The sequence below is a fragment of the Bacillus sp. PK6-026 genome, assembly GCF_054161455.1.
In genome coordinates, this window is the sequence record NZ_CP096418.1 from 2,313,508 (window position 1) to 2,337,187 (window position 23,680).

Annotated in this window: 32 protein-coding genes; 11 read left to right on the forward strand and 21 right to left on the reverse strand. The window is 47.0% G+C overall.

Features of this window, described 5'->3' with window-relative positions:
• Window position 1: 1 nt before the first annotated feature.
• Window positions 2–277: a hypothetical protein gene (locus M1D59_RS11695; RefSeq protein WP_023857365.1), complete on the reverse strand. Its 276-nt coding sequence runs from the start codon at window positions 275–277 to the stop codon at window positions 2–4.
• A gap of 74 nt (window positions 278–351) precedes the next feature.
• Window positions 352–1,284, reverse strand: a complete 933-nt coding sequence (gene rarD, locus M1D59_RS11700; protein WP_020451828.1) for an EamA family transporter RarD — start codon at window positions 1,282–1,284, stop codon at window positions 352–354.
• Window positions 1,285–1,365: 81 nt separating this feature from the next.
• Between rarD and M1D59_RS11705 the strand changes: the two genes are divergently transcribed.
• Together M1D59_RS11705 and M1D59_RS11710 are read left to right on the forward strand one after the other, a co-directional pair.
• On the forward strand, window positions 1,366–1,818 hold the full coding sequence (locus M1D59_RS11705) for a germination protein GerT (protein ID WP_020451829.1): 453 nt from the start codon (window positions 1,366–1,368) through the stop codon (window positions 1,816–1,818).
• Between the two features lie 228 nt (window positions 1,819–2,046).
• The gene (locus tag M1D59_RS11710; protein WP_020451830.1) at window positions 2,047–2,745 is read left to right on the forward strand and encodes an expansin EXLX1 family cellulose-binding protein; all 699 of its coding nucleotides are present in this window, start codon (window positions 2,047–2,049) and stop codon (window positions 2,743–2,745) included.
• Between the two features lie 112 nt (window positions 2,746–2,857).
• Here the strand turns inward: M1D59_RS11710 and M1D59_RS11715 are convergent, their stop codons facing one another.
• The 3 genes from M1D59_RS11715 to M1D59_RS11725 all read right to left on the reverse strand — a co-directional run bounded on the left by M1D59_RS11715 (window position 2,858) and on the right by M1D59_RS11725 (window position 4,274).
• Window positions 2,858–3,136 carry a hypothetical protein gene (locus M1D59_RS11715; RefSeq protein ID WP_023857367.1) on the reverse strand — a complete coding sequence of 93 codons (279 nt, stop codon included), beginning with the start codon at window positions 3,134–3,136 and terminating at the stop codon, window positions 2,858–2,860.
• Between the two features lie 65 nt (window positions 3,137–3,201).
• Window positions 3,202–3,948, reverse strand: a complete 747-nt coding sequence (locus M1D59_RS11720; RefSeq protein ID WP_025811284.1) for an SDR family oxidoreductase — start codon at window positions 3,946–3,948, stop codon at window positions 3,202–3,204.
• A 5-nt stretch (window positions 3,949–3,953) separates the two neighbouring features.
• Window positions 3,954–4,274: a winged helix-turn-helix transcriptional regulator gene (locus M1D59_RS11725; RefSeq protein ID WP_023857369.1), complete on the reverse strand. Its 321-nt coding sequence runs from the start codon at window positions 4,272–4,274 to the stop codon at window positions 3,954–3,956.
• A 134-nt stretch (window positions 4,275–4,408) separates the two neighbouring features.
• On the opposite strand from M1D59_RS11725, the gene M1D59_RS11730 reads away from it, so the two are divergent.
• A complete protein-coding gene (locus tag M1D59_RS11730; protein ID WP_020451833.1) occupies window positions 4,409–5,029 on the forward strand; it encodes a nitroreductase family protein in 621 nt (206 codons plus the stop codon).
• Window positions 5,030–5,073: 44 nt separating this feature from the next.
• Here the strand turns inward: M1D59_RS11730 and M1D59_RS11735 are convergent, their stop codons facing one another.
• Window positions 5,074–5,679 (reverse strand): alpha/beta hydrolase, encoded by a 606-nt coding sequence (locus tag M1D59_RS11735; RefSeq protein ID WP_020451834.1) that lies wholly within the window; start codon window positions 5,677–5,679, stop codon window positions 5,074–5,076.
• A gap of 320 nt (window positions 5,680–5,999) precedes the next feature.
• Here M1D59_RS11735 and M1D59_RS11740 point away from each other — a divergent pair, with 320 nt between their 5' ends.
• Complete coding sequence (locus M1D59_RS11740; protein ID WP_020451835.1) at window positions 6,000–6,203, forward strand: DUF3311 domain-containing protein; 204 nt, start codon at window positions 6,000–6,002, stop codon at window positions 6,201–6,203.
• Window positions 6,203–7,684 carry a sodium:solute symporter family protein gene (locus tag M1D59_RS11745; protein WP_023857371.1) on the forward strand — a complete coding sequence of 494 codons (1,482 nt, stop codon included), beginning with the start codon at window positions 6,203–6,205 and terminating at the stop codon, window positions 7,682–7,684. Before M1D59_RS11740 ends, M1D59_RS11745 begins: the two co-directional genes overlap by 1 nt.
• Before the next feature lie 44 nt (window positions 7,685–7,728).
• Here the strand turns inward: M1D59_RS11745 and M1D59_RS11750 are convergent, their stop codons facing one another.
• Window positions 7,729–9,126, reverse strand: a complete 1,398-nt coding sequence (locus M1D59_RS11750; protein WP_020451837.1) for a S41 family peptidase — start codon at window positions 9,124–9,126, stop codon at window positions 7,729–7,731.
• 159 nt (window positions 9,127–9,285) lie between these two features.
• On the opposite strand from M1D59_RS11750, the gene M1D59_RS11755 reads away from it, so the two are divergent.
• Window positions 9,286–9,996, forward strand: coding sequence for a class I SAM-dependent methyltransferase (locus M1D59_RS11755; protein ID WP_023857372.1), 711 nt, complete (start codon window positions 9,286–9,288; stop codon window positions 9,994–9,996).
• A 94-nt stretch (window positions 9,997–10,090) separates the two neighbouring features.
• Window positions 10,091–10,345 (forward strand): hypothetical protein, encoded by a 255-nt coding sequence (locus tag M1D59_RS11760; RefSeq protein WP_020451839.1) that lies wholly within the window; start codon window positions 10,091–10,093, stop codon window positions 10,343–10,345.
• Between the two features lie 34 nt (window positions 10,346–10,379).
• On the opposite strand, the gene M1D59_RS11765 is transcribed toward M1D59_RS11760, so the two are convergent.
• A complete protein-coding gene (locus M1D59_RS11765; protein WP_458117430.1) occupies window positions 10,380–11,201 on the reverse strand; it encodes a M15 family metallopeptidase in 822 nt (273 codons plus the stop codon).
• Between the two features lie 33 nt (window positions 11,202–11,234).
• Window positions 11,235–11,933 (reverse strand): purine-nucleoside phosphorylase, encoded by a 699-nt coding sequence (deoD, locus tag M1D59_RS11770; RefSeq protein WP_003182742.1) that lies wholly within the window; start codon window positions 11,931–11,933, stop codon window positions 11,235–11,237.
• Window positions 11,934–12,141: 208 nt separating this feature from the next.
• Here deoD and M1D59_RS11775 point away from each other — a divergent pair, with 208 nt between their 5' ends.
• The 3 genes from M1D59_RS11775 to M1D59_RS11785 all read left to right on the forward strand — a co-directional run bounded on the left by M1D59_RS11775 (window position 12,142) and on the right by M1D59_RS11785 (window position 14,240).
• Entirely contained in the window at window positions 12,142–13,149 is a 1,008-nt protein-coding gene (locus M1D59_RS11775) for a permease (protein ID WP_458117431.1), read from the forward strand.
• 16 nt (window positions 13,150–13,165) lie between these two features.
• Window positions 13,166–14,038 carry a TIGR03943 family putative permease subunit gene (locus M1D59_RS11780; protein WP_458117432.1) on the forward strand — a complete coding sequence of 291 codons (873 nt, stop codon included), beginning with the start codon at window positions 13,166–13,168 and terminating at the stop codon, window positions 14,036–14,038.
• Window positions 14,039–14,108: 70 nt separating this feature from the next.
• Window positions 14,109–14,240: a hypothetical protein gene (locus M1D59_RS11785; protein WP_023857374.1), complete on the forward strand. Its 132-nt coding sequence runs from the start codon at window positions 14,109–14,111 to the stop codon at window positions 14,238–14,240.
• Window positions 14,241–14,277: 37 nt separating this feature from the next.
• On the opposite strand, the gene M1D59_RS11790 is transcribed toward M1D59_RS11785, so the two are convergent.
• The 3 genes from M1D59_RS11790 to M1D59_RS11800 all read right to left on the reverse strand — a co-directional run bounded on the left by M1D59_RS11790 (window position 14,278) and on the right by M1D59_RS11800 (window position 15,544).
• A complete protein-coding gene (locus tag M1D59_RS11790; protein WP_173636688.1) occupies window positions 14,278–14,589 on the reverse strand; it encodes a YodL domain-containing protein in 312 nt (103 codons plus the stop codon).
• Window positions 14,590–14,652: 63 nt separating this feature from the next.
• The gene (locus M1D59_RS11795; protein ID WP_041817450.1) at window positions 14,653–15,264 is read right to left on the reverse strand and encodes a phosphatase PAP2 family protein; all 612 of its coding nucleotides are present in this window, start codon (window positions 15,262–15,264) and stop codon (window positions 14,653–14,655) included.
• Window positions 15,265–15,373: 109 nt separating this feature from the next.
• Entirely contained in the window at window positions 15,374–15,544 is a 171-nt protein-coding gene (locus tag M1D59_RS11800; protein ID WP_020451846.1) for a YozD family protein, read from the reverse strand.
• Window positions 15,545–15,666: 122 nt separating this feature from the next.
• Between M1D59_RS11800 and M1D59_RS11805 the strand changes: the two genes are divergently transcribed.
• Entirely contained in the window at window positions 15,667–15,801 is a 135-nt protein-coding gene (locus M1D59_RS11805) for a hypothetical protein (RefSeq protein ID WP_020451847.1), read from the forward strand.
• On the opposite strand, the gene M1D59_RS11810 is transcribed toward M1D59_RS11805, so the two are convergent.
• The 9 genes from M1D59_RS11810 to M1D59_RS11850 form a co-directional block, all read right to left on the reverse strand.
• On the reverse strand, window positions 15,794–16,474 hold the full coding sequence (locus M1D59_RS11810; protein ID WP_020451848.1) for a hypothetical protein: 681 nt from the start codon (window positions 16,472–16,474) through the stop codon (window positions 15,794–15,796). The genes M1D59_RS11805 and M1D59_RS11810 overlap by 8 nt on opposite strands.
• Before the next feature lie 165 nt (window positions 16,475–16,639).
• Window positions 16,640–16,861 carry a YozE family protein gene (locus M1D59_RS11815; RefSeq protein ID WP_020451849.1) on the reverse strand — a complete coding sequence of 74 codons (222 nt, stop codon included), beginning with the start codon at window positions 16,859–16,861 and terminating at the stop codon, window positions 16,640–16,642.
• A gap of 86 nt (window positions 16,862–16,947) precedes the next feature.
• Window positions 16,948–17,229, reverse strand: coding sequence for a YokU family protein (locus tag M1D59_RS11820; RefSeq protein ID WP_020451850.1), 282 nt, complete (start codon window positions 17,227–17,229; stop codon window positions 16,948–16,950).
• Window positions 17,226–18,635, reverse strand: coding sequence for a lysine 2,3-aminomutase (gene kamA / locus M1D59_RS11825; RefSeq protein ID WP_020451851.1), 1,410 nt, complete (start codon window positions 18,633–18,635; stop codon window positions 17,226–17,228). Before kamA ends, M1D59_RS11820 begins: the two co-directional genes overlap by 4 nt.
• A 98-nt stretch (window positions 18,636–18,733) precedes the next feature.
• Window positions 18,734–19,567 (reverse strand): putative beta-lysine N-acetyltransferase, encoded by an 834-nt coding sequence (gene ablB, locus M1D59_RS11830; protein ID WP_023857378.1) that lies wholly within the window; start codon window positions 19,565–19,567, stop codon window positions 18,734–18,736.
• 27 nt (window positions 19,568–19,594) lie between these two features.
• Entirely contained in the window at window positions 19,595–20,863 is a 1,269-nt protein-coding gene (locus M1D59_RS11835; RefSeq protein WP_020451853.1) for a peptidase, read from the reverse strand.
• Window positions 20,864–20,876: 13 nt separating this feature from the next.
• Window positions 20,877–21,530, reverse strand: coding sequence for a 3-oxoacid CoA-transferase subunit B (locus M1D59_RS11840; protein WP_020451854.1), 654 nt, complete (start codon window positions 21,528–21,530; stop codon window positions 20,877–20,879).
• The gene (locus M1D59_RS11845; protein WP_020451855.1) at window positions 21,512–22,204 is read right to left on the reverse strand and encodes a CoA transferase subunit A; all 693 of its coding nucleotides are present in this window, start codon (window positions 22,202–22,204) and stop codon (window positions 21,512–21,514) included. The genes M1D59_RS11840 and M1D59_RS11845 overlap by 19 nt, the downstream gene beginning before the upstream one ends.
• Window positions 22,201–23,541, reverse strand: a complete 1,341-nt coding sequence (locus M1D59_RS11850; RefSeq protein WP_458117433.1) for an aspartate aminotransferase family protein — start codon at window positions 23,539–23,541, stop codon at window positions 22,201–22,203. The genes M1D59_RS11845 and M1D59_RS11850 overlap by 4 nt, the downstream gene beginning before the upstream one ends.
• Window positions 23,542–23,680: the final 139 nt, after the last annotated feature.

Here is a 23,680-nt window from a genome sequence, read left to right on the forward strand (position 1 = left end):
GTTACTCCCTGCTTTCTTCGTTTGTTAATAACTCCAATCGTTCCGTATGCCATTCAATCAGCTTGAGCTTCATATCTGGTTCCAATTGTGAATTCACAATGCGCCGGATTGATTGATAGTATTTTTCGTGCTTCGTCTTTCTGAGCCTTGGATGGGTGCGGAGGTCGTTCAACTCATCATCAATCGCCCGATGAAGCGCCTGCCTGCCTTCTCCGTCCATCGTCCGGTTTTTCCAAAGGGTTTTATACGCCCGGAAAAGCTCTAGTTCGTCTGCCATGACGGAATAACCTCCGAATTGCTTCAATAATGTTTAATTATACATAATCAGTGCTTATTGAAAAGAAAAAGGGCTTACGGATGAAAGGAATTTTTTCTTTTTAAAAATACCTTCTCCGGTTTCTTCCATTGAAATTGCGAAAGTGTAAACAAAATCAGCGCCGCCCATATGCAGGTAAACGTAAAGACCTTACTGCTGCTGAACGGTTCATGGTAGACGAACACGCCTAAGCATAATGTAATGGTCGGAGCGATATATTGCAAAATGCCGACTTGATAAAGCGGAAGTTTTTTCGCACCTTCCGCAAATAAAAGCAGCGGAATCGCAGTTAACACTCCTGCCAAAAACAGCAGTACCATCATGCCGATGCTCCCTGAAGCGGCTTGAGCCTTTTCCGGATGGCTGAAGAACAACAGATAGATCACTGCAACCGGAGCGATCATCATCGTTTCCAGGGTAAGTCCTATGGCGCTTGAGAGCGATGTCCGCTTTTTCGCCAGTCCGTAGAGCCCGAAACTGAATGCAAGTATCAGGGCGATGTACGGCACGGAACCGTACTGGAAGGCGGAAATAAGCACGCCGAAGGCAGCGAGAAGAACTGCCGCTCCCTGCATCCGCGTCAGCTTTTCCTTTAAAAAGACAATTCCGAGCACGATCGATACGAGCGGATTGATGTAATAGCCCAGGCTCGCTTCAAGAATATAACCGTTGCTGACAGCCCATATGTAGACATACCAATTGATCGAAATCAGAACGGACGACAAAATGAGCGGTACAAATTCCTTACGGTTTCCCGAAAGCGCGCGAAATGCTTTGACTCCGTTTTTCCACTGCCGCAAAACGAGAAGCACGCCGCACATGAAAACAAATGACCAGATAATCCGGTGCGCCAGTATATCGAGCGCAGCCGTCTGATCGAGCACTTTCCAATATAAAGGAAGGAGCCCCCACAGCAGATAAGAAAGCGCTGTGTAAATGATTCCTTTCGTTTGAGATGAATGATTCATGTCTGTTTCTTTCCTTTCTTCTCATCACTTTCCGCACTTTTTTGCATATACTGTACCGTCTATGTGAAAGGAAGTGTGATCGTGTTTGATTGGCAACGCTTTTTTCCATTTCAGCAGTTTTCCAAGGACGGATTAAAAAACGCTGATCCGAAAGATGTGGAGCAGTATATCCACCACATGATGAAAAGCGTTTTCGGCCCGGGGTATGCAGTTCAATTTCCTTTTCGTGACCCTCTCTCAAAAGAAACACAGGCGGCAGATGAATCTGATCCGATTGATATTTTTGAAACGACAAGCCATGTATTTGTTAAAATACCGCTCACCAAAGAACAGCTTAACCTTCTGAAAATTAAACATACTTCACAAACCCTGATCATAGAAAACTACCCTGAAAAAGGGCGGCAGGAAAAAGTCGTTCTCCCCTCTCTAGTGCGCAGAAAGGGTACGAAAGCAATATTTAAAGACGGCATTTTAGAAGTGATGTTCTTAAAAAATGAGGACTTTAACCTGTCTGAAATCGACATCACGTTTTGAAAACGGCCAGCTTGGCAAAGCAGGCTGTTTTTTTTCTTCCTGTACCATTTTAACACTAGTCCTCAAGGATGATCACCTCATTTGCCTGACATGCGGCTGAACCTTTACATTTCGACGGTGTTAGTCATTATTCCTTAAAAAATCTCTGTAACTATTTGCTCTTTCGGCTGTTGTCAGTTAGTCCTTATAATGATAATGGTTCTCAATTTATAAAACAGGAGGATGGATATGAAAAAGAAAATCAGCTTATTGATCACAGCAATGTTTTTGACGATCCTTTGTTTTTCACCTCAAGCTTCTGCAGCATACAACTCACTGCATAAGGGCTACGCCACTTACACGGGGTCTGGTTACTCCGGCGGTGCATTGCTTTTGGATCCTATTCCGTCCAATATGAAGATCACCGCTTTAAATCCGACAGATATGAATTACCGCGGAGTGAAAGCAGCTCTTGCCGGCGCCTATCTGCGGGTTGAAGGGCCGAAAGGAAAAACGACCGTCTATGTGACCGATCTGTATCCTGAAGGCGCGCCGGGAGCTCTTGACCTTTCACCGAACGCTTTTCGCCAGATCGGCGATATGAAAGACGGCAAAATCAACATTAAATGGCGTGTAGTCAAAGCGCCGATTACCGGCAATTTCACTTACCGGATCAAAGAAGGCAGCAGCCAGTGGTGGGCGGCAATCCAAGTCAGAAATCACAAATATCCCGTCATGAAAATGGAATATTACAAAGGCGGAAAGTGGATCAACATGGAGAAAACGGACTACAACCATTTCGTCAGCACCAATCTTGGGACAAGTCCGCTTAAAGTCAGAATTACAGATATCCGAGGAAAAGTCGTAAAAGACACGATCAAAAAACTGCCGGAAAACGGGACGTCAAGCGCATATACCGTACCTGGAAAAGTACAGTTCCCTGACTGATCGATCCGGAAAGAATGAGACGGCGGCCAAAGGCGAAAAGATTCGCAAGCTTTGGCCGCCGCTTCATATTGGACATCCGGCATTTAGATGCCAGCAACAATTGGCTTATTGATCAATAGCCCGGTCCCGCCCCTCTGAATGGAGCTGCGCCCGGAACACCTCCGTACGGAACGGCCCCAGGAGCTGACCCGTAGCCGTAATAAGGCGTGCCGCCGTAAGGTCCCGGGTATGGCGGCGGGTAAGCGTAAGGTCTTGGGTAGTTAAAAATCGCACTTCCGAGAAATCCGCCCAGCAATCCGCCGACAAGCGGCGCTCCAAAACCCCAGAATAACGGGAATCTGGCCGGGTATCCGGCAGGACCTGATCTCGAATAAAGCATATGAGGGTTCATTGGCTTTTATCCTCCTTTATGTCTGCCTATAGTAAAGGTATTCATAAAGTCGGGAAACGTTTGGGCTATTCTTCATAAATCATTTTTTTGGTCATTCCGCCGTCCACCGTCAAGTTTGTACCGGTGACAAAGCGATTGTCCGGATCGGTCAAGTAAAAGCATGCTTTGACGATATCCTGAGGGCGGCCGACCCTGTTTGACAAATGCTGTTCGTGGTCAATAGGCCGCAGGGCAGTATCATCACCGGTTTCGATCCATCCCGGGGAAATGCTGTTGACGACGATTGAATCTTTGCTTAAAGACGCGGCCAATGCGTGAGTCAAAGCGATTAAGCCCCCTTTTGACGCGGCATAGGCTTCCGAGTCAGGCTCGGACATAAACGCCCTTGTCGAAGCGATATTGACGATGGCTCCGCCTGTTTTCGCTTCTTTCATTTTTTTGGCGGCTTCTTTTGCGCAAAGAAACGCGCCTTTCAAATTGGTATTCAGAACATCGTCCCATTCTTCCGCCGTCAAATCATAAGGGGACTTCCAAACTGATCTGCCCGCGTTATTAATGAGCGCAGATATCGAACGGCCGTTTCGGGAAGCTTCCTGCATCAGCTGTTTCACATCTTCTTCAGATCCCACATCACAAGCTGCAAACTGAACCCGCGCTCCGGAAGCGGTCAGCTCTTTTTCAAGCTGTTCACCCTCTTCCTTCAGTACATCGGCGAATACGACGATAAAACCTTTTTGAGCATAGGCGGTCACAAGGTCTCTTCCGATGCCTTTGGCCCCGCCTGTAATGACGACTGTTTCTTTACTAGTCAATCCGGTCAGCTCCCTTCCGGATCGCAATGATGCTCGGCCCAGGTTTGTATCTCTCTGAGGACAGGCTCTAGCGCCGTTCCCTTGTCTGTCAATTGATAGATGACTTTTACCGGCGTTTCCGGCAGCACTTGGCGCTCGATTATTTTGCAGTGTTCGAGCTCTTTTAAACGTTCAGCCAGCATTTTTTGGCTAATCATCGGTATCATTTCGGTCAAGTCTTTAAACCGTTTAGGTCCATCCAACAATACATGGATGATCAATCCATTCCATCGTTTGCCGAGTAAAGAAAAGGCGGCTTCCATTCTAGGACACATTGTAAACCCCAATTCTCTCACCCCTCCATATCCAGTTGACAAATATAATGTGTGCCATTAAAATACTCAATAAAGTTACAAAAAGTAAGTTTCTAACTTTTTGTCTGACTCTATCATAACATGTTTAGCCCAAAGGAGGAAGTCACATGTCTTCACAAGAAAACACCGCTCTCAACATTCTGGAAGAGCGTACTTCGATTAAAGAATATGACACAAGCGTTTCCATTTCCAAAGAGGAGCTGACAAAGCTGCTGAGCGTCACAACAAAGGCTCCGTCAGCCTGGAATCTGCAGCACTGGCATTTTACAGTCTTCCACAGCCAAGAATCAAAAGATAAACTCCTTCCGATCGCGTTCAACCAAAAACAAGTCAGCCAGGCATCTGCGGTTGTAGCCGTGCTTGGAGACTTACAAGCGAACCTGAACGGTGAAGCCGTATACGGCCCTCTGACAGAAGCAGGTTATATGACCGAAGACATTAAAAACACGCTGCTCGGACAAATCAACGGCGCTTATCAAAACAGCGGATTTGCAAGAGACGCCGCCTTTACTAACGCATCGCTCGCGGCCATGCAGCTGATGATTGCGGCTAAAGCTATGGGCTATGACACATGCGCGATGGGCGGCTTTGACAAGCAAGCGTTCGTTAAAGAATTCAACATCAATGAACGTTATGTACCGGTCATGCTGATTTCGATCGGAAAACCGGTCAAACCTGCGCACAAAAGCAATCGTTTTGATGTGTCTGACGTATCTACATGGCTGTAAACACGCTAAAAACCTTAGTCCCCAAAAAGGACTAAGGTTTATTTTTATGCTTTTATATGCTTTTCATACCAGATTTTCGCCTGGTCGATCTCGCTGTGTGTCAGCTGATGACCGCCGCTTTCCCAGTGAAGGAGCACTTGGGCGCCGGCGTTTGTGAAATAGCCGGCAAGCTCGCTTGATTCCTGCGGCGGGCAGAGGGGGTCTGTTTTGCCGGCTCCAATGAACACGGGCAGGCCTGTCATATCAGGGAGCTTGCGATTTCTAAACGGAACCATCGGATGATGCAAAATCGCCCCTTTCAGTACACGTTCATGACGGAACAGCAGACTTCCCGCGATATTGGCGCCGTTTGAATAACCGATTGCGACCACCCGGCTCCTGTCAAAGTGAAATTCATTTGCTGCTTCATCTAAAAACGCTTTTAATTCATCCGTCCGGTCGATCAAATCTTTCTCGTCAAACACCCCTTCTCTCAAGCGCCTGAAAAAACGGGGCATTCCGTTTTCCAGCACATTTCCCCTGACTCCGAGTAAATTTGCATCGGAATCAATCATCCTGCCGATCGGCAGAAGATCGTGTTCGTTTCCCCCTGTTCCATGCAATAACAACAGGGTGGTATCAGAATTCCCTTTCTCATATATATGATTCATTTCCTTTCACTCCTTTTCCCATTTTGTTTCAGCGATGTCATTGCGCCGGTGCTTTCCAGCGGTTCATCAATCAAAAAGCCCCCGTTCGCCCGTCTCTTTCCCATTCTTTTACTCAGCAGTCTCCTGCATGGTGATCCTCTTCATTCTGTTTTATCTCGAATTCAAGATATTAATTATTGTAAAGTTATACTTTCGAATATGCAAGCCAGAACGCCTGTTTAAATAATTTAAAAAATCACTTTTTTCTAATAATTATCTTGTGATTAAATCTGACAACTGCTATGATTATGAACATTAAAATCGCTAAAGGAGGAAAAAAGGTGAATCAACAGCTTTTTAAATGGGTTTTGTTCATCATCCCTTTTATCGGGCAGCTTGCCTTGCTACCATTTGTAAACCGGATTGATCCGATCGTTTTCGGACTTCCATTTTTTCATTTTTGGCTGGTGCTGTGGATTGTGCTGACACCGATGATCACATTTGCGATTTACAGATTTGAGAAAAGAAACGGAGGTTATGAGTGATGCAGGGAAATTTAACAGCGCTCCTCATCACCGCCGGCATTATTTTGACCGTGGTCTGTATCGGGTTTATCGCCGGCAGCAATAAGCAGTCGCGGAAATCGGTTGAAGAGTGGTCTGTCGGCGGAAGGCGGTTCGGAGGGCTGCTCGTCTGGTTTCTTGTGGGTGCCGACTTGTATACGGCCTACACGTTTTTAGGATTGACAAGCACCGCTTTTACAAGCGGAAGCGTCGCTTTTTTCGCGATTCCTTATTCGGTTTTGGCCTATTTCATCGCCTATTTTTTTCTGCCGAAGATTTGGAAGGTTGCGAAAGTGCACCAGCTCACAACGCTGGCCGATTATGCAAGGGAGCGCTTCAGCAGCAAGCTCCTGTCTTCGCTTGTTGCGATTGTCGGCGTCTTAATGCTGATCCCGTATATCTGCCTGCAGCTCAGCGGAATTCAGGATACGCTTCAAGTCGCGGGTACAGGGTTTATTAACGTCAATGTCGTCGTAATCATTTCGTTCGTCCTTGTCGCGCTTTATACGTTTTTCAGCGGCATCAAAGGTCCTACATACACTGCCATTATTAAAGACATTTTAGTTTGGGTGATGATGCTGTTTATGGTCGTTTCGTTGCCGCTCATCCATTTTAACGGCTGGACGCCGATGATTGACAAGCTGGCAAATGAAGCGCCGCATATGCTGACAATCCCTTCTGACGGACCTCGCGGAATCGCCTGGTTCATCACGGCATCGATCGTTTCCGCGTTTGCTCTGTTCATGTGGGCCCATGCGGCGACAGGCGTTTTCACGGCGAACAGCGCGGATGCACTCAGAAAGAACAGTATGTTTCTGCCGTTGTACAATATTGTATTGATTTTAGTCATTTTCTTAGGCTTTATCGCATTTCTCGTACTTCCTGATGACATTAACCCGAGATTTGCATTGCTGTATTTAATTCAAAGTTCCTACGGCGGCGTCACGCAAGGATTCGCCTATTCAACGATTGCCCTGGCAAGTCTGATCCCGTGTTCGATTATGGCGATAGGGGCATCCAACCTATTCGCTAACAATTTATACCGCGATTTGATCAACCCCCGCGTTTCGGGACAAAAGCTGACGATCATCACCCGCTCGATGGTATTCGTCGTCATCGGTCTGGCCCTTTTATTCGGAATGCTGTTCCCGGCAGCGCTTGTAACGCTTCAGCTGCTCGGTGTATCAGGCATGGTGCAGATATTCCCTGCCATCGTCATCAGCCTGTTCTGGAAAAACCAGACGAAGGAAGCGACGATCATCGGTCTTCTCATCGGCCTGGCCGTTACATTTACCGTTTATTTAACAGGTGCCACTTTCGGCATTTACGAAGGCTTCTGGGGGCTTACCGCCAATCTTTTGACCGTTGTCTTGTTGAATCCGTTTTTTGTGAAAAATGTAAAACACAATTCTGTGATCAGCTTTTTGTTCCATGCTAAGAAGGATGTGCAAAAAAGCGCTTGATCACTAAAAAACCCTTGCGCTTCGTGTGAGCGCAAGGGTTTCTTTTATTTTTCTTTTTTTAAGATCTCAATCGCTTTATCCAGCTGCGTATCATTGTCAGCAAGCTTAGCCTGCAGCTTACTTGTCATGCTGATCGTCGTCTCGCCCGTTAGGATGCCTGTCGTTTTCAGCTTTTGGTCTTTTTGAAAAGCCTTAACGGCAGCCTCTGTCTGTGCGTCGAATGCCCCCGTCGCATTCAGCTTATAGCCGAGCGCTTGGAGCATTTGCTGGGCAGCTTTCACTTCGTCTCCGGTGCTGCCTGCCTTATACTCTTTTTTGGAATCCAGGTACGGCAGTTTAGCATAGCTTGGGAGCTCCGCTTTATATTGAGGTTTGATTCCTTTTTCGTGAATCCAGTCACCATTTGGCGTCAGCCACTTGGCAATCGTCAGCTTGACGGTCGATCCGTCAGAGAAGCTCTCCGCATTTTGAACCGTTCCTTTTCCAAACGTATTTTCACCCACAATCGGGATGCCTGAAGACTGGTGAAGTGCTGCGGCCATGATCTCAGCGGCGCTTGCCGTTCCTCCGTTGACGAGAACGACGGTCGGCTTGTTCACTTTTCGCTCCTTCTCAGCTTTGTACACTTCTTTTTTCCCGTTTTTGGATTCAACCTGCATAATGGTTTTGCCTTTATCGACAAACATGTTGCTCATCATAATCGCTTGGTCCATCAGGCCGCCGGGATTTCCTCTGAGGTCAAGCACGAATCGTTCCGCACCTTTTTCAGACAAGTCATCAATGGCTTTCGTCAGTTCCTTAGCGGTATTTTCAGAGAAAGACGTAATTTGGATTTCACCGATGTTGCCGCCGATCATTTTAGAGTACACCGTTTCGATTGGAATCGTATCGCGCTTAATCGTAACATCGATTTGGCCGACGCCTCCCCTGTTGAGAACAAGCTTGACATTCGTGCCTTTTTTGCCGCGGATCATTGCTGTCGCTTCGTTGACGGTCTTGCCTTTTACGCTTTTGCCGTCCACTTTCTGAATTTCATCATGCGGCTTTAAGCCGGCTTTTTCTGCGGGAGATCCTTTAATAGGCGCGACGATTAGAATTTGTCCATTTTTTTCTTCTACTTGGGCGCCGATTCCTTCAAAAGAAGAGGTAATGCTTTCTTCAAAGCTTTTAGCTTCTTTCTTATCCATGTATGTTGAATATGGATCGTCCAAAGCTCCAAGCATCCCTTTAATTGCCCCGTCAGTCAGCTTTTCATCGTCTGCATTTTGATAATAGTCGCTCTTGATTTTGTCGTACGCCGCCATCAGCTTTTCGAATTTCTCGGAGTCTGAAGCGGAATATACTGAACCGCCGCTGCCTTTGCCCACCAGATAAAGCGTCAGTGCGGAGGCGGCGACAGCCGTAATCAATACAGCCAAAAAGAGTTTTAACTGCTGTTTCAAACGAACACCACCTTTTCTTCTTACCATATTATCATGGACGAATCTTTATTCGTCAACTCGAATTACTCAGGATCCGATTTTCCGGTCTGCTGGGATTCGATCGTTTTTCAACCATTATTCCTTTTTTGCATATGCATACAAAAAAGGAGGGATCTCAATTTGAGCGATTATTTAGACATGCTTGCCAGCTTCGGCGTCTCATCCGCTCATCCTGGCGGGATGTCCCTGTCAAAGGCAGTGCTCGCCAAAGCCGGCATCGACCCTGAGCAGCCGATTCTTGATGCAGGCTGCGGAACTGGCCAGACCGCCGCTTATTTGGGGCAGATGCTGTTTCCTGTCACTGCCCTTGATGCCGACCCGGTCATGATCGATAAAGCCCGACAGCGTTTCAAAAAAGAACAGCTATCCATTCCGATTGTCCACTCTCCACTCGAGGAAATGCCGTTTCAGTCTGAAAGCTTTGCCTGTGTATTATCTGAATCTGTACTGAGCTTCACAGATATCCGGTCCGCTTTACAGGAAATCCGGCGGATTTTAAAACCCGGAGGGATGTTAATCGCGATCGAAGTGTGCCTTAAGGAAGGCAACGCTCTGACAGACGAAGCCAAAAAAGAAATCACGGACTTTTACGGATTCACCGCTTTATATGCCGAGAATGAATGGGTCAATGTCCTGCGGGAAGAAGGATTTTCAAAGGTTAGCATCATCCCTGTCCTATTGGAAGACACAGCAGACCCTGATGACGCCGTCGAAATGGATCTGTCGCCTTCGATTTCCGACAAAAACTATGAAACAATGGAAAAACACCTGCATTACCTGGAAAAATACCGGGATTCTCTTGATCATATTATTTTTATATCACATCTATAAACCATCATTTGTCCTCCTTCTTTCGTCCAACCTTTTCTATTGAAACTATCATAAGCTGACTAGGAATAGATTAGATGATGGAAGGAGCATTCAAGTGGACCGATATTATAGGTTTTGCCACCAAAATGTTGGCAGAGTTGCGAGAATCACCGACAAAGGAGGCCGCGTCCATGTCGGAAGAATCGTCCGTGTATCACCAAGCAAAGTGTATATCGCCCCGATGATCAGACGGGGAGGCCGCGGGTTCGCCTACGGATATTACGGCGGCGGATGGGGTTGGGGCCCTGTATACGGACTTGGCCTCGGTTTAATTGCAGGTGTGGCCCTTGCAGGTTTGTTTTTTTGGTAACATGAAAAGGCCGATATCTATCGGCCTTTCCCTTTTATATCTTTTTCACCTGTTTAAAATACTCTTCAAGCGTCAAGCCGCGTTCTTGGATGACTTTAGCCGCTTTTTTGCCTACATAGCGCAGGTGCCATGGTTCATACTTATATTTCGTAATGTCTTCTTTGTTTTTCGGATAACGGATGATATAGCCGTATTTGTAGGCGTTCTTCTCGACCCATTGTCCGTCTTTCGTATTGCCGAAGTCCTCTGATAAGGCGAAGCCGTTGCTTTTGCTGGAAATATCCATCGCAAGTCCTGTCTGATGCTCGCTTTGACCCGGATATGCCACAGCTTCTTTCGCCTTTTCTTCTCCCTTTTGGCTCACTTCGTTGTTATAGATCGCTTTTTGTCTGTCATAGGATCTGTAGCCGGACACCGCAGCCAGTTCATAGCCTTCTTTTTTCGCGGCACTGAACATCTCTTCAAGCGCTTTGGCGGCTTCTTTTCTGATATACCGCTTGTCGATATCCTCGGTAAAAGAAAACGCGACATCAGGCACTGTCAAGTCGCTCGGTTCATAGTTGCCGGGAAGCGCGTACTCTTTATTGACAAGCGCCAGTATGTTTTCCGGATTTTGAATCGTCGGCAGCCCGTCTACATCTTTAATTTGATTAAAATACTTGCTCTCAAGTATGAACTCCTGATCTTCCAGGCTGCTGTCGTCCTTTTGGTCTTTCGCATCTTTGCTTGCATTTGCAGTGTTCTGTGTTTTAGCCGTGTCATTTTGCTTCTGTTCAGTCATGGTACATCCTGTGCCAAGCAGAACCGCTGCACTCAGCAATGAAGCAATCGTCACGTATTTGTACTTTCCGTTCATTCGAATCCATCCTTTTTCAGTGCATGTATCTGGTTACAATGCGGTATCCAGAGCCAGCAGAATCATATCATTAAAGGTCGTCTGTCTTTCTTCTGCTGTTGTTTCCTCGCCGGTAATAACGTGATCGCTGACCGTTAAAATGGAGAGGGCTTTTCGGCCGAATTTCGCAGCTAATGTATAAAGCGCCGTCGTTTCCATCTCGACCGCAAGCACTCCATGTTTGGCAAGCTTCTCAATTTGGCTGTCGTCATTATAGAATTGATCCGCCGTAAACACGTTCCCTGCCGTAACCGGGATGTTCCGCTCACTTGCAGCGTCATAAGCAGCTTTTAACAGGCCGAAGTCTGCGCAGGGCGCAAAGTCGATCGATCCGAATGCCACTCTGTTGATTTGCGAATCGGTTGATGAAGTCATTGCCAGAATGACATCTCTTACATTGACGTCTTTTCTGATCGCACCGCACGATCCGACGCGGATCAGGTTTTTCACATCATAGCTTCTGATCAGTTCATTGACATAAATTGAAATAGACGGCACACCCATGCCTGTCCCCTGTACGGAAACGCGCTTTCCTTTATAAGTGCCCGTAAAGCCGTACATTCCCCGTACTTCGTTATAACATTCAACGTTTTCCAAATATGTATCAGCGATATATTTTGCACGCAGCGGGTCTCCCGGCAGCAGCACCGTTTCTGCAATTTGTCCTTTTTCTGCGCCAATATGTACGCTCATGAATATTCCTCCTGCCTTTTTAAAGCTGATTGGTGATGATGATTGCAGCATCCACTCGCATATGTATTATAAACCAACATCGCGGAAAAAGAAAATAAAGCCCTGCAACGCTTCGGCATCATTCTTTTGTTGTCATGTTTAAAAAAGGACAGGCATACCTTTAAAAAAGAATCATTACGATTAGCTATTTCAGGATGGAGGAAAAGTGATGTTTCGTTCACTTAATAGTTATTTAATCGACTTTACCGGGCTTGTTGTCATCGGTGTTTTGCTATGCCTTGTGTCAGCCGGCGGATCGCTCGCCGCAGGCCTCCCCTTCCAGATTCCGGCTTCCGTTCAGCAGCTGAATACGATTTTCATCAGCATTTTAATCGAAGCTCTTCCCTTTGCATTAATCGGGGTATTGATCGCCGGTTTCATCCAGATTTTTGTAACTGAAGAGCACATCCGCTCGCTTTTTCCAAAAAACAGGTTTTCAGGAGTAATTGTCAGCTGTTTGCTCGGCGCTTGTTTTCCGGCTTGCGAATGCGGAATTGTCCCGATCGTGAGAAGGCTCGTCTCAAAAGGCGTTCCCATCTACGCCGGCGTCGGCTTTCTGTTGACAGGTCCGCTGATCAATCCGATTGTCATCTTATCCACTTTTATGGCATTTGGCAATGATTTGCGAATGGCCGTTTCAAGGGTTGCTGTCGGTTTTGCCGCAGCGGTCATCATCGCTTTTGCGATCAGCATGATGTTCCGCTCCAGCCAGCTGAAAACGGAAAGCAGCATAACAGCTGCACACTGCGCCCATTCCGGCAGACAATCCCCTTTTTCGGAAAAGCTATTTGATATGCTGAAACACGCTGTTGACGAATTCTTTGATATGGGAAGGTTTCTGATTATCGGCGCTTTAATTGCCGCACTTGTGCAAACCTACCTCCCGTTAAAATCGCTGTTTTTGTTCGGAGGGGGCATGCTCGACTCGGCATTGGTCATGATGGGACTGGCTTACTTTTTATCACTGTGCTCTGAAGCGGATGCATTTATCGGCGCCTCCTTCTCCAATTTGTTTCCTTCTTCGTCCATCCTTGCTTTTCTCGTATACGGACCAATGCTCGATTTAAAAAATACGGTCATGATGCTGCATGCGTTTAAGCCGAAGTTCGTCATTTGTTTGTCTGTTCTGATCACAGTTGTTGTCTATGTTTGTATCAAATTTGTCAGTTTGCTTTAGAAAGGAGGTTTCACCAATGGTTTTTCAGCCTCGGCAATTTTTGCGCGCACTCGTGTTGGCGGCTTTTTCCGTCTTTATTTTCAAGCTCCATTACACAGGGGAAATTGATAAGCTGATCAATCCGAAATACGATTACACAAGCCTCATCGCCGCAGGTGTGTTTGCGTTTCTGTTTATCATTCAGCTGACAAGGGTCTGGACGGTGAAGGATGACCACTCTGGAGATTGCGGCTGCGGACATGATCATGACGAATCAAAGCTTTTTTTCATCAGGCTGATGCATTATGGCGTAATCACGCTTCCCCTTATCACCGGATTCACCCTTTCCCCGGCTGTACTGAATTCGTCTGTCGCCGCCAATAAAGGGACGATGCTCACCAAAACGGAGATCGCCCCTCAAACCGAAGGCGAAAAGGAACATGTCATGACACCGGAGATTCAGCAGGGGCTCGCCGATTCAGCGATGCCGAAGTCGGCGTATGACCGGAAGATGGAGCAATTTAAGCATGAAAAGCGAATTGTCATGAATGACGATATGTTTGCAGACTATTATGATGAAGTGACAAGCCGTCTTGATCATTACATTGGAAAAGAAATCACGGTCAAAGGCTTCGTCCATAAGGAAGCGGGGCTGAGCGCACGCCAGCTCGTGCTGTCCCGATTTATGATCACGCACTGCATCGCAGACGCCAGCCTGATCGGGTTTCTCGCCGAATGGAGCGGCGCTGAGCAATTGCAGCCTGATACATGGATCGAATTGGAAGGAACGCTCGGCAAATCATCTTATAACGGCGCTGTCATCCCGATCATCCGCACGAAGCGATGGAAGGAGATCAGCGAGCCGAAGCAGCCGTATGTCTACCCGGCCGCGATCAATATGACAGAATAAAGACGACTTTCTCTTGGATAAATAGCGGGGCGTTTAGTCATCCTATTTTTTAGGAAGGAGGTCATAAATGATGGGCAAAAAACAGCGAAACAGAGTCACCGGTCTGAAAAAGAACAACCACATCCCGACAAAGGACGTCATCGCAGCAGAGGATGCACACGAAAAGGAATTCAGCGCCAGAAAACGAAAGAATACAACATAAAAAAACTGCGGACAGCGCTTCCGCAGTTTTTTCAGCTTTACGATGACTGCAGCAAAATGCGGTTGATTTTGCTCCATCCCGTAGACAGCAGTTTATAATAGGTTTTTCCCTTTCTTCCTTCATCGATTAAAACGATGTCGCCTGTTGCAAGGAATCTCGCCTTATAATCATTCGGCACCGTGTCATAAACATTGAAAGTGGAAAATGTCCGTTCCAGCACATCTTCATGGGTTCTGCCGTTTATTTCCGTTCTGTAAACCATTTCATATCCCTTATCTTCACCAAAGCAAGGCGTTTGAAAAATCGTCACATCATAAGGTGTCAGCTTCTTTTTAAACAGTTGAAACATTAACGGCAATACAGATCCCTCCTTTTTTTATACAATTGGCGCTTCGCGGCTCAATCCCTTTGACTACTTTTGTCGAACAAGCGGGTACTTTTCGCCAATTTTTTTGAAGATGAAAAACAGCGCCAGACCGAGAGAAAATCCTGAGATGACATCTGTCATATAATGAACGCCGAGATACATGCGGCTGATGCCGATAAGTCCGACGATAAGGCCTGTCCACATGTAAAGTGCGCGGCTGCGTTGTTGAAAAAAAGGAATGCAGAGCAAAAAGAGATATGCGATAAACGGATATATGCTCGCCGCATTCATTGAATGGCCGCTCGGAAAGCTGTGTGACGGTTCGTGCACGAGCGGGTTTATCGAAGGGCGCTCTCTGGCAACCCAGCCTTTTAAAGCTTCATTGGCCGTTCTTTCAACAAAAAACAGCAAATAAAGATACAGTGATGCCGCTGCTTTTTTATAGACGGCAAGTACCAAGGTTAAAGCAAGCATCAGCGGCAGCATGAAGCCGCTTGACCCAAGCTCTGTCACCGCTTTAAAAAACGCTGTGAGAACCGGGTGTCTGACAGATTCGAGAGCCTGTATCACGCTCACATCAAACGATTGAACCGCCGGGATGCGGATAAGAATGGCCATCATTGCAAAGACAGCGGCTGAAAATAGTGCTTTATACATTGAAAAAATCAGTGCCTCCTTGTCATTGTTTTTAAACATTTTACACCCGGCTCCCCCGCCGGGCAAATTTATAAGAAAAACCGGAGCAGGTGCGCCCCGGTCCCTTTTTTCAATCCTCTATATGCTCATCTATCATACATTTTGCAATCAGATAATCAAAGGTGATATCGGCAATTTCGAATAGTTCGTCCTCGCTCGGTATGTAGCCTCTTCTTGTCAGCTCTAGATAAAAAAAATCAGCGATTTCTTCTGTATCTATCATCAGTTCAATTTCTTTCATTGTGATCGCCTCCTTATTCTGATGTATGAGCTGGCATCCGGTTTTATAACCGGTTTGTCATAATGTTTGTCCTCTGTCATATACATGTCGTAACAAGACAAAAGCCGGAAGGGGAAAAGAAAATGATCCAAAAAACGCTTGAAGCACTTGACGGAGAAGGGTTTGACCTGGTATTGGGGAAGGTCTTGAAAGCCATGTTCGGCCTGATTGTGTTCGGCTGTTTTCCTTACTTTTTATATTTGTTGTTTATCATTTGAAATATTCCTTCAGGCTGCTTAACACAAACTCCATCATTTCTTTATATTCCGCATCCTGAAACATTTCATACAATACTTTATAGTCATTGTAAATATCAAGCAGCTCATCCACGACAGCAACAGCCATGTTGCGCTCATGCTCATGCTCCTCGGGATCCCCCGCGAATGGCAGAAACACCTTTTCAGATATCGGTTCATCAAGCTCTTGTCCGGCTTCGCCGACATAATGAACAAACAGAAGCTGATGGACGAACTGGTCCATTTCGTAAGTTCTGAGAACGAGCGTTAAATCTTCTTCTTCGGTTTCAAGCCATTCCCCGTCTTTCAAACGGGTCAGCTCGTAAATGATGTCTTCCCAGCCATCCTCCACATATCTCCAAATTTCCGTTCTGTGCCCGGTGATTTTAAACAATTCTTTGCCGTAATCTTTTACATAGACGACATCCCCGATTAAAAATTCATATTCGATATCAAGCTTTTCCGTATCGACAATGACCCCGTCATAATCTTTGTAGAGCTGAAGAGAAGTTTCAAAATAAAGCACTTCATTATGATTGACTTCATACAAAAAATGCTTATCGATTTTATGAACTTTTGTAATCGTTCCGACCGTCCCGTACATCACGACAACGACAACATCCCCGACTTTGAATTTAGGCGCGTTTGACTTCATATTTGGATTCCCCCTTGCCTTGAAGCTTCCGTGTTACGCTTATCGTATGCTGAGTGCTGTTAATTCGCATGGGCTAAGGTTACAAAGCCCGATGAGTTTTCCGAAAAGCCCAGCCGGCTTTAGGCGAACGTAAAAAATCCGCAGTTATTCAGAACTGCGGATTTTTTATCGCTTTGTTTCCGAAATATATTGCTCCCAAGCCTCATCAAATGTCGTCATTGACGATAAATAATCCCCATTAAGCTCAAGGTAAGAGCTGATTTCATCGTAATGAGTTGATGTCTTGGGAAATCCGTGATCAAGATAAGCGTGGTTCGCAAATTCGCTGATCGCGTCCTTCGGTTTCGGATGGCGGTATTTCATTAAATAATGGTAAAAAGACTTCACGGTCTCCCCTCCTGTCCTCTTTTGATGTTCTATTATACAGGGCGTCTGAAAAAATACAAACAAAAAAAACCGGCAAAAAGCCGGCTTCATGAAGAAAAATCAAAGTAATTGCGCTTCAATATGCGCTCTGTTTTCATCAGCGCATCATACGAAACGGACGAAGGCAGTTTTTTTGTATCGATCAAGAGCAGCTGATTTTCAATTTCCCAAGTGACATTGTCCTCCTGATAGACCATGCCGCAGCCTTCGCATTCCACCGCAGGTGTATCGGTGATTTCGATCGCTTTCGTCCCGTCAGGAAGCTCCCAATAAACCGCCGTGCGGGCTTCCCCGGCTTTTTCTTCACTGCACCATTCACACCTCTTCATTGCACACGCCCCTCAGCTTCGCCTTCTTTTTTTTGCTGAGCAAGGAATTTCTTTTCTTTCAATTCATCGCGCTTTGCCCGGCGGCTTTTCAATGTTTCATGATCGGGCCTTGTGGAATAGCTCTCCCTTCTTTCAAGCCGTTTTAAGCCGTCCGGTGTGTATGAAAGAGCTTGATCCGCATAGATTGCCGATATGCCGATCTCCTCTTTTTCCTTCATTACATCAGGGAAAATTTTGGCAAAATAGTCGTCAGCTCTTCCCGGAATATAGTTCTCAGGCTCAGGATAAGACGTAATGACGCCTTCAAAATTGCGGAGCACGACTTTATCGGGGCTTTGCGAAATCAAGTAATTCGGCTGTATGGCGATTTTTCCGCCCCCGCCCGGCGCGTCAACGACAAAGGTAGGGACTGCATAGCCGCTTGTGTGTCCGCGCAAGCCTTCAATGATTTCAAGACCTTTGGAGACAGGCGCTCTGAAATGGCCAATTCCTTCAGACAAATCGCATTGATAGATATAATACGGACGGACTCTGATTTTCACCAAATCATGCATCAGCTTTTTCATAATGGAAACGCTGTCATTTATACCAGCCAAAATCACGGCCTGATTGCCGACCGGAACCCCGGCGTTGACCAGCTTCTCACAGGCTTCCTTCGCTTCCTTCGTGATTTCGATGCTCGTGTTGAAATGCGTATTCAGCCAGACGGGATGATACTTTTTCAAAATGCTGCAAAGTTTGTCGGTAATCCGCTGCGGGAAGACGACCGGGGCTCTCGTGCCGATCCGGATGATTTCCACGTGCGGGATCGCACGGAGGTTTTTCAAAATATATTCAAGAATTTGATCGTTAATGAGAAGGCCGTCCCCTCCTGAAATCAGGACATCCCTGACATCGGGCGTATCCCGGATATATGCGATCGCCTGATCGAGCTGCTTTTTCGGCACGCCCATGCCGATTTGTCCGGAAAAACGCCGCCTTGTACAGTATCTGCAGTACATCGAGCATTGATTAGTGACGAGAAACAAAACCCGGTCCGGATAGCGGTGGGTTAAGCCGGGGACAGGCGAATCTTCATCCTCATGAAGGGGATCTTCAAGGTCGTATTTTGTTTTGTGCATTTCTTCTGCCAGGGGCACCGACTGCATTCTGATCGGACAGCGCGGATCATCCGGATCCATCAGTGAAGCGTAATACGGCGTAATATTTAAAGGGATCGTCTTTGTGGAGATTCTCACCCCTTCTTCTTCCTCTTTCGTAAGATTGACGACTTTTTTCAAATCGTCAAGCGTTCTGACGGTGTTGGTCAGCTGCCAGATCCAGTCGTTCCATTTTTCCTCGGGAACATCTTTCCAAAGCTCAATATCCTTCCAGTGCCTTTTCGGCTGAAACAGACCGTTTTCCATCTTTCATCCCCCTATCAGCATTTTCCCTATACTTTTCAGGTTATGTGACCGGTGTGAAAAGTGTCTCTTCAAATATAAAACCCGCGGAAGACCGCTTTTTAAGACCGGCTTAAATTTTTGCACCAGATGTTCATGTTCTCGATGGTTTTATAAATGAGGCAGTTGTTCAAAAGCCGGCCCCTATATGAGTATGATAAATGATAAAGACTGGCGTTCATCCCGAAAGAAGCTGCTCTTGCGATTGAATAAACGTAAAAGATACCCGCTTGTTTCAAATCGGTTTCGAGTGCGGCAATCAGCCGCCTCGTCAATGAAAAGCCCCTGTATTCCGGCAGGACGGCGCAGTCTGTTATTTCCGCATTCCCCAAAACGGGATTCACGTCTGCACCTGCTGATGCAATCACTTTTTCCCCGTCAAAAGCGAGGTAGTAAACAGCCCCTTTCCCCATCGCTTCCTTAAGATATGCCGGATCTGAAACAGGCGCGGGGTATACAGGAAAGACGCAGTTGTAGAGATCGGCGAGACCAGGCGCATCACTGGAGGCGGCCCGCCTGATTTGAAAGGAAGCGTTTTGGGCCTCCGCGATGCGGGGAGTGCTGAACAGCTCTGTCAGCATTTGATCCTGCGCAAGCCAGTCAGCGGTTTTTCGCCTGTCTTCTTTCACATATTTTACGAACACGTCAGCATCATGCCCGTTAAAGTATCCGTCAATTTTCCCTTCCGGTTCAAACGTCCGCTCAAGCAAAGCGTTTCTGTCATTCGTTTTGGTGAAAACGATCATTTTCCCTATGCCGTGTTTTTTTGCTTCTTTCAATATGGCGGGAAAAAATGAACACACATCGCCTTCATAATTGATGATTCTGATTCTTTTACTGAACAAGTCGACATCCGCTTCAAGCGTACAGCTGTCATTGCTCCATTTTTCCACCATATTTAACCTCCAAAACAGCTGATCTTTTCACCGTTCATAATCACACCAATTCATAATAAACAGGCTGATGATTTTGGCTGACTGAATCAGGGCGTCTTTTTCAATGTATTCATTTGCCTGGTGAGCCATTTTCGTTTCTCCCGGACCGAAGACGATGACAGGGGTGCCTCCGGCGTGCGACAATATTCCGCCGTCTGTCGCCCACGGGGAAGCTTCGATTAGGGGATCGTTTGCCGTGATGGTTTGATAGGCGGATTTCAGCACTTTCGTCAGTTCATGGTCTTCAGCCAAATCGTTTGGGAGCCACATGGCGCCGAACCATTCTATGTCAACAGGGTAGTGTTTAAACCATTCATCATGGTATTGAAGATCATTGAGCCAGTTTTCAAACTCGGACTGGACGGCTTCAGGAGATTCGTTCGGAGCGATTCCGCACCTTCCTTCCAGTGTCACCGTGTCAGCGACCGATGAAGGCCATGCGCCTCCTTTGATCGTGCCGATGTTAATCGGAACCGGAATCGGGATATTGTCATACAAAGAATCTGTTATTCTCTTATTCCTGACCTGTTCAAGCTGGCGAAGCGACTGGATGACAAGCATGCTTTTTTCAATGGCGCTGACACCTTCATATCTTGTGCCGCCGTGTGCAGAAAGCCCTTTGACCGTGATTCTGAACCACATCGACCCCTGCTGCTTAATAAACATTTTCATATTTGTCGGCTCGGGAATCAAAGCGCCGTCCGCCTTGTAGCCCCTCATGACGGCCGCCAGCGTCCCGGCTCCGCCACACTCCTCGTCTACGACACTTTGAAAAATCAGGTCTCCTTTTAAGTGAACCCCGCATTGCTCCAGCGCTTCCATCGCCATTAAAAGAGCCGTATTGCCGCCTTTCATGTCAGTTGTGCCCCGGCCGTATATCCGTCCTTGCTTCATGACCGGCTGAAAAGGCTCCGTCTCCCAGTCTTTTCTGTTTCCTTCAGGCACGACATCGATGTGTCCGTTTAAGATCAGCGATTTCCCGCCGCCCTTTCCTCTTTTGACAGCCGTAATATTCGGGCTTTCTTTAAAGCTTGTTCTGTCTGATTTAAACAGCGGGTGCTGTTCCAATTGCTTCATGCTCGGCTCCCAGACATCGATTTCAGCTTCGAATTGCCTCAGTTTCTCCAGGACGACAGCTTGGGCGGTAAATTCACTGCCCATTGTGCTTTTTTCTCCGACGAGTTTTTTCAAAAGGCGAACCGCTTTTTTCTCGTGCGAATCGATCCAATCGCACACCTTTCTCTCTATGTTCTCCATCCAATTCCTCCTCTTACGAAAGCGGCAGTTCGATCCGGACCTTTCCATCCGTCAGCCGCAGCACATCATCAAGATCCTCTTCATTCATCAGCTCTTTTAATACAAAGCCGCCGCTGTCAATGGTGATCACGGCTTTTTCTGTAATCACCATGTCAACGCAGCCTTTTGCAGTCAGTGGCAGAGTGCAGTCGGCGACAAGTTTGGGGGCGCCGTTTTTATCGGTATGGCTCATCACGACAATGACTTTTTTCGCCTTTTGGGCAAGCTCCATCGCCCCTCCCATTCCAGGAACCTTTTTGCCGGGGACGATCCAGTTGGCCAGATCCCCTGACTGGCTGACCTGCAGAGAACCAAGAATCGTGACATCAATCGCGCCCTTTCTGATCATGCCGAACGACAGAGCCGAATCAAAATAAGAAGCGCCTTTTACTACGGTGACAGGCCAGCCTGCCGCATTGCAAAGATTCTCATCTTCCCTTCCTTTTTCAGGCGACTCGCCGATGCCGAGAAGCCCGTTTTCAGATTGGATCATAACGGAAGTGCCCGGATCTAAAAAATTGGGAACTAAAGACGGAATGCCGATGCCCAGATTGACAATCATTCCGCTTTTGATTTCGCGGGCCGCCCGTTTTGCAATTCTCTCCCGCTCTATGACTCCCAAACCCATTTCCAGTTCACCCCTTCCGTTTCAGCGACACCTTCGACAAAAACACCGGGTGTTACAATTTCTTCTTCATCCAGCTCTCCCAGGGGAACGATCCGCTCCACTTCGGCAAATGTCCGATCAGCAGCCATCGCCATAAGCGGGTTCATGTTACGCGCCGTTTTGTCGTAGATGATATTGCCGAATTCATCGGCGGTTTTCCCATAAATAAAAGCGTATTCCGCACTCAGCGCTTCTTCGGCAAGGTATGCACGACCATTCAAAGAAACGATCTTCTTTCCTTGACGCACCATGTCATTATCGATCCCAATATCGGTCAAAATGCCGCCAAGACCTGTGCCGCCCGCACGGATTCTTTCCGCGAGCGTCCCTTGCGGTGAAAATTCAACGGCGAGAAAACCGTCAGTCATTTGTTTTCCCGCAACGGGATTTGATCCGATATGGGAAGCGATCAGCCGCCTTACGCGGTTATTGACGATTAATGGCCCGATGCCGATGCCGGGAAAGCCTGCGTCATTGCATATGACCGTTAAATTTTTTACGCCTTTTTTCAAAATCGCACTGATGAAAGAAGGCGGTGAACCGACTCCCCCAAATCCGCCAAACATGACGGTCGCTTCGTCTTTCAAATCGGCAATCGCATCTTCAACAGCAATTCGTTTGTTCAGGACCGTCATCTTTCGCGTATCACCTTTTCTGCTTGTTTTTCAATCTCGTGTACGGCATGTTTAAATATATGAATAAGTTCTTCCAGCTCTTGATCCGATATCGTAAGGGGCGGCGCAATGATGACCGCATCTCCCCCGCCGCCGTCAATGCCCGCCTGGGACGGATAAAGAAGCAGGCCTCTTTTTTTCGCTTCGGAAATGACGAGAGCCGACACCGGCATTGATGAAGGAAATGTCTTTTTGCTTTTTCGATCGGCGACAAATTCAATCCCGATAAGAAGCCCCTTGCCCCGAACGTCGCCAATGATGCTCGACTGTTTCATGATTTCTTTCAGCATCTTTTTCAGCTTTTCCCCTTTTATCCTGGCTTGTTTGACAAGATCGTGCTTCAGAATGTAGCGGAGAACGGCGAGCGCCGCACGGGTTGAAAAAGGGTTTGCGCTGTACGTATGTCCGCTCATGATGACTCCTGAGCCGTTTTTGACCGTTTCCATGATGTCATCGGATATGACAGCTGCGGCAATCGGTGAATACCCTGCGCTCATCCCCTTGCCGAGTACGGCAATATCCGGGGTCACACCCCAATGTTCAATCGCCAGCAACCGGCCGGTTCTTCCCATCCCACTCATGACTTCATCCGCAATAAAAAGAATTTCATTTTCTTCGCAAATCTTTTTTACTTTTTTGTAATAACCATCGGGCGCTGTTATGGCTGCTCCAGCAGCCCCGATGACGGGTTCGGCCACGAAGCCCGCGATAAATTGCTTGCCGATCCTTTTAATGGCGAGCTCGATTTCTTTCACGCACGCTTCCTGGCAGTCGGGATGAGAAAGCCGGCATCTGTAGCAGTTTGGCGCGGAAGCGGCGGGATACTTGTGCAGCATGTGCGTAAACCTGTAGCGGCGCTCATAAAATCCCGACAGCGACAGGGCTCCGTTTGTAATTCCGTGATAGCTGTTCCATCTTGAAAGGAAAATCGTTTTGTCGTTTTGTCCTTTTTCCTGCCAGTATTGAACGGCGATTTTCATGGCGGTTTCAACAGCTTCCGACCCGCTGTTGACAAAAAAAGACCAATTCAGATCACCCGGCAGCCATTCAGCAAGGAGTTCGGCAAGCTGTTCAGCTGGTTCACTCGTAAACTGTGAACGGTAGACAAATGAAACGAAATCAAGCTGCTCTATGAGAGAATCAATCACTTCTTGTACACCGTGCCCGAGATTGCAGGTAACAGCCCCCGAACAGCCGTCAAGGTACCGTTTTCCGGAATTGTCGACAATCCAGCTTCCTTTTGCATACTGAACGACCGGATAGCTTGCGTGCAAATCCGGCTTAATCAAAAATGACATGAAAACATCCCCCCTTCCCCAATGAGAGGTTTTTCTTTACATTATATGAATGGGGAAAAGGCGGCATTCTCTTTTCAAGTGAAATGGTTGATTTCGGAGCGATCGCCGTTAGTGTAAACAAAAAAATAAAAGGACATTT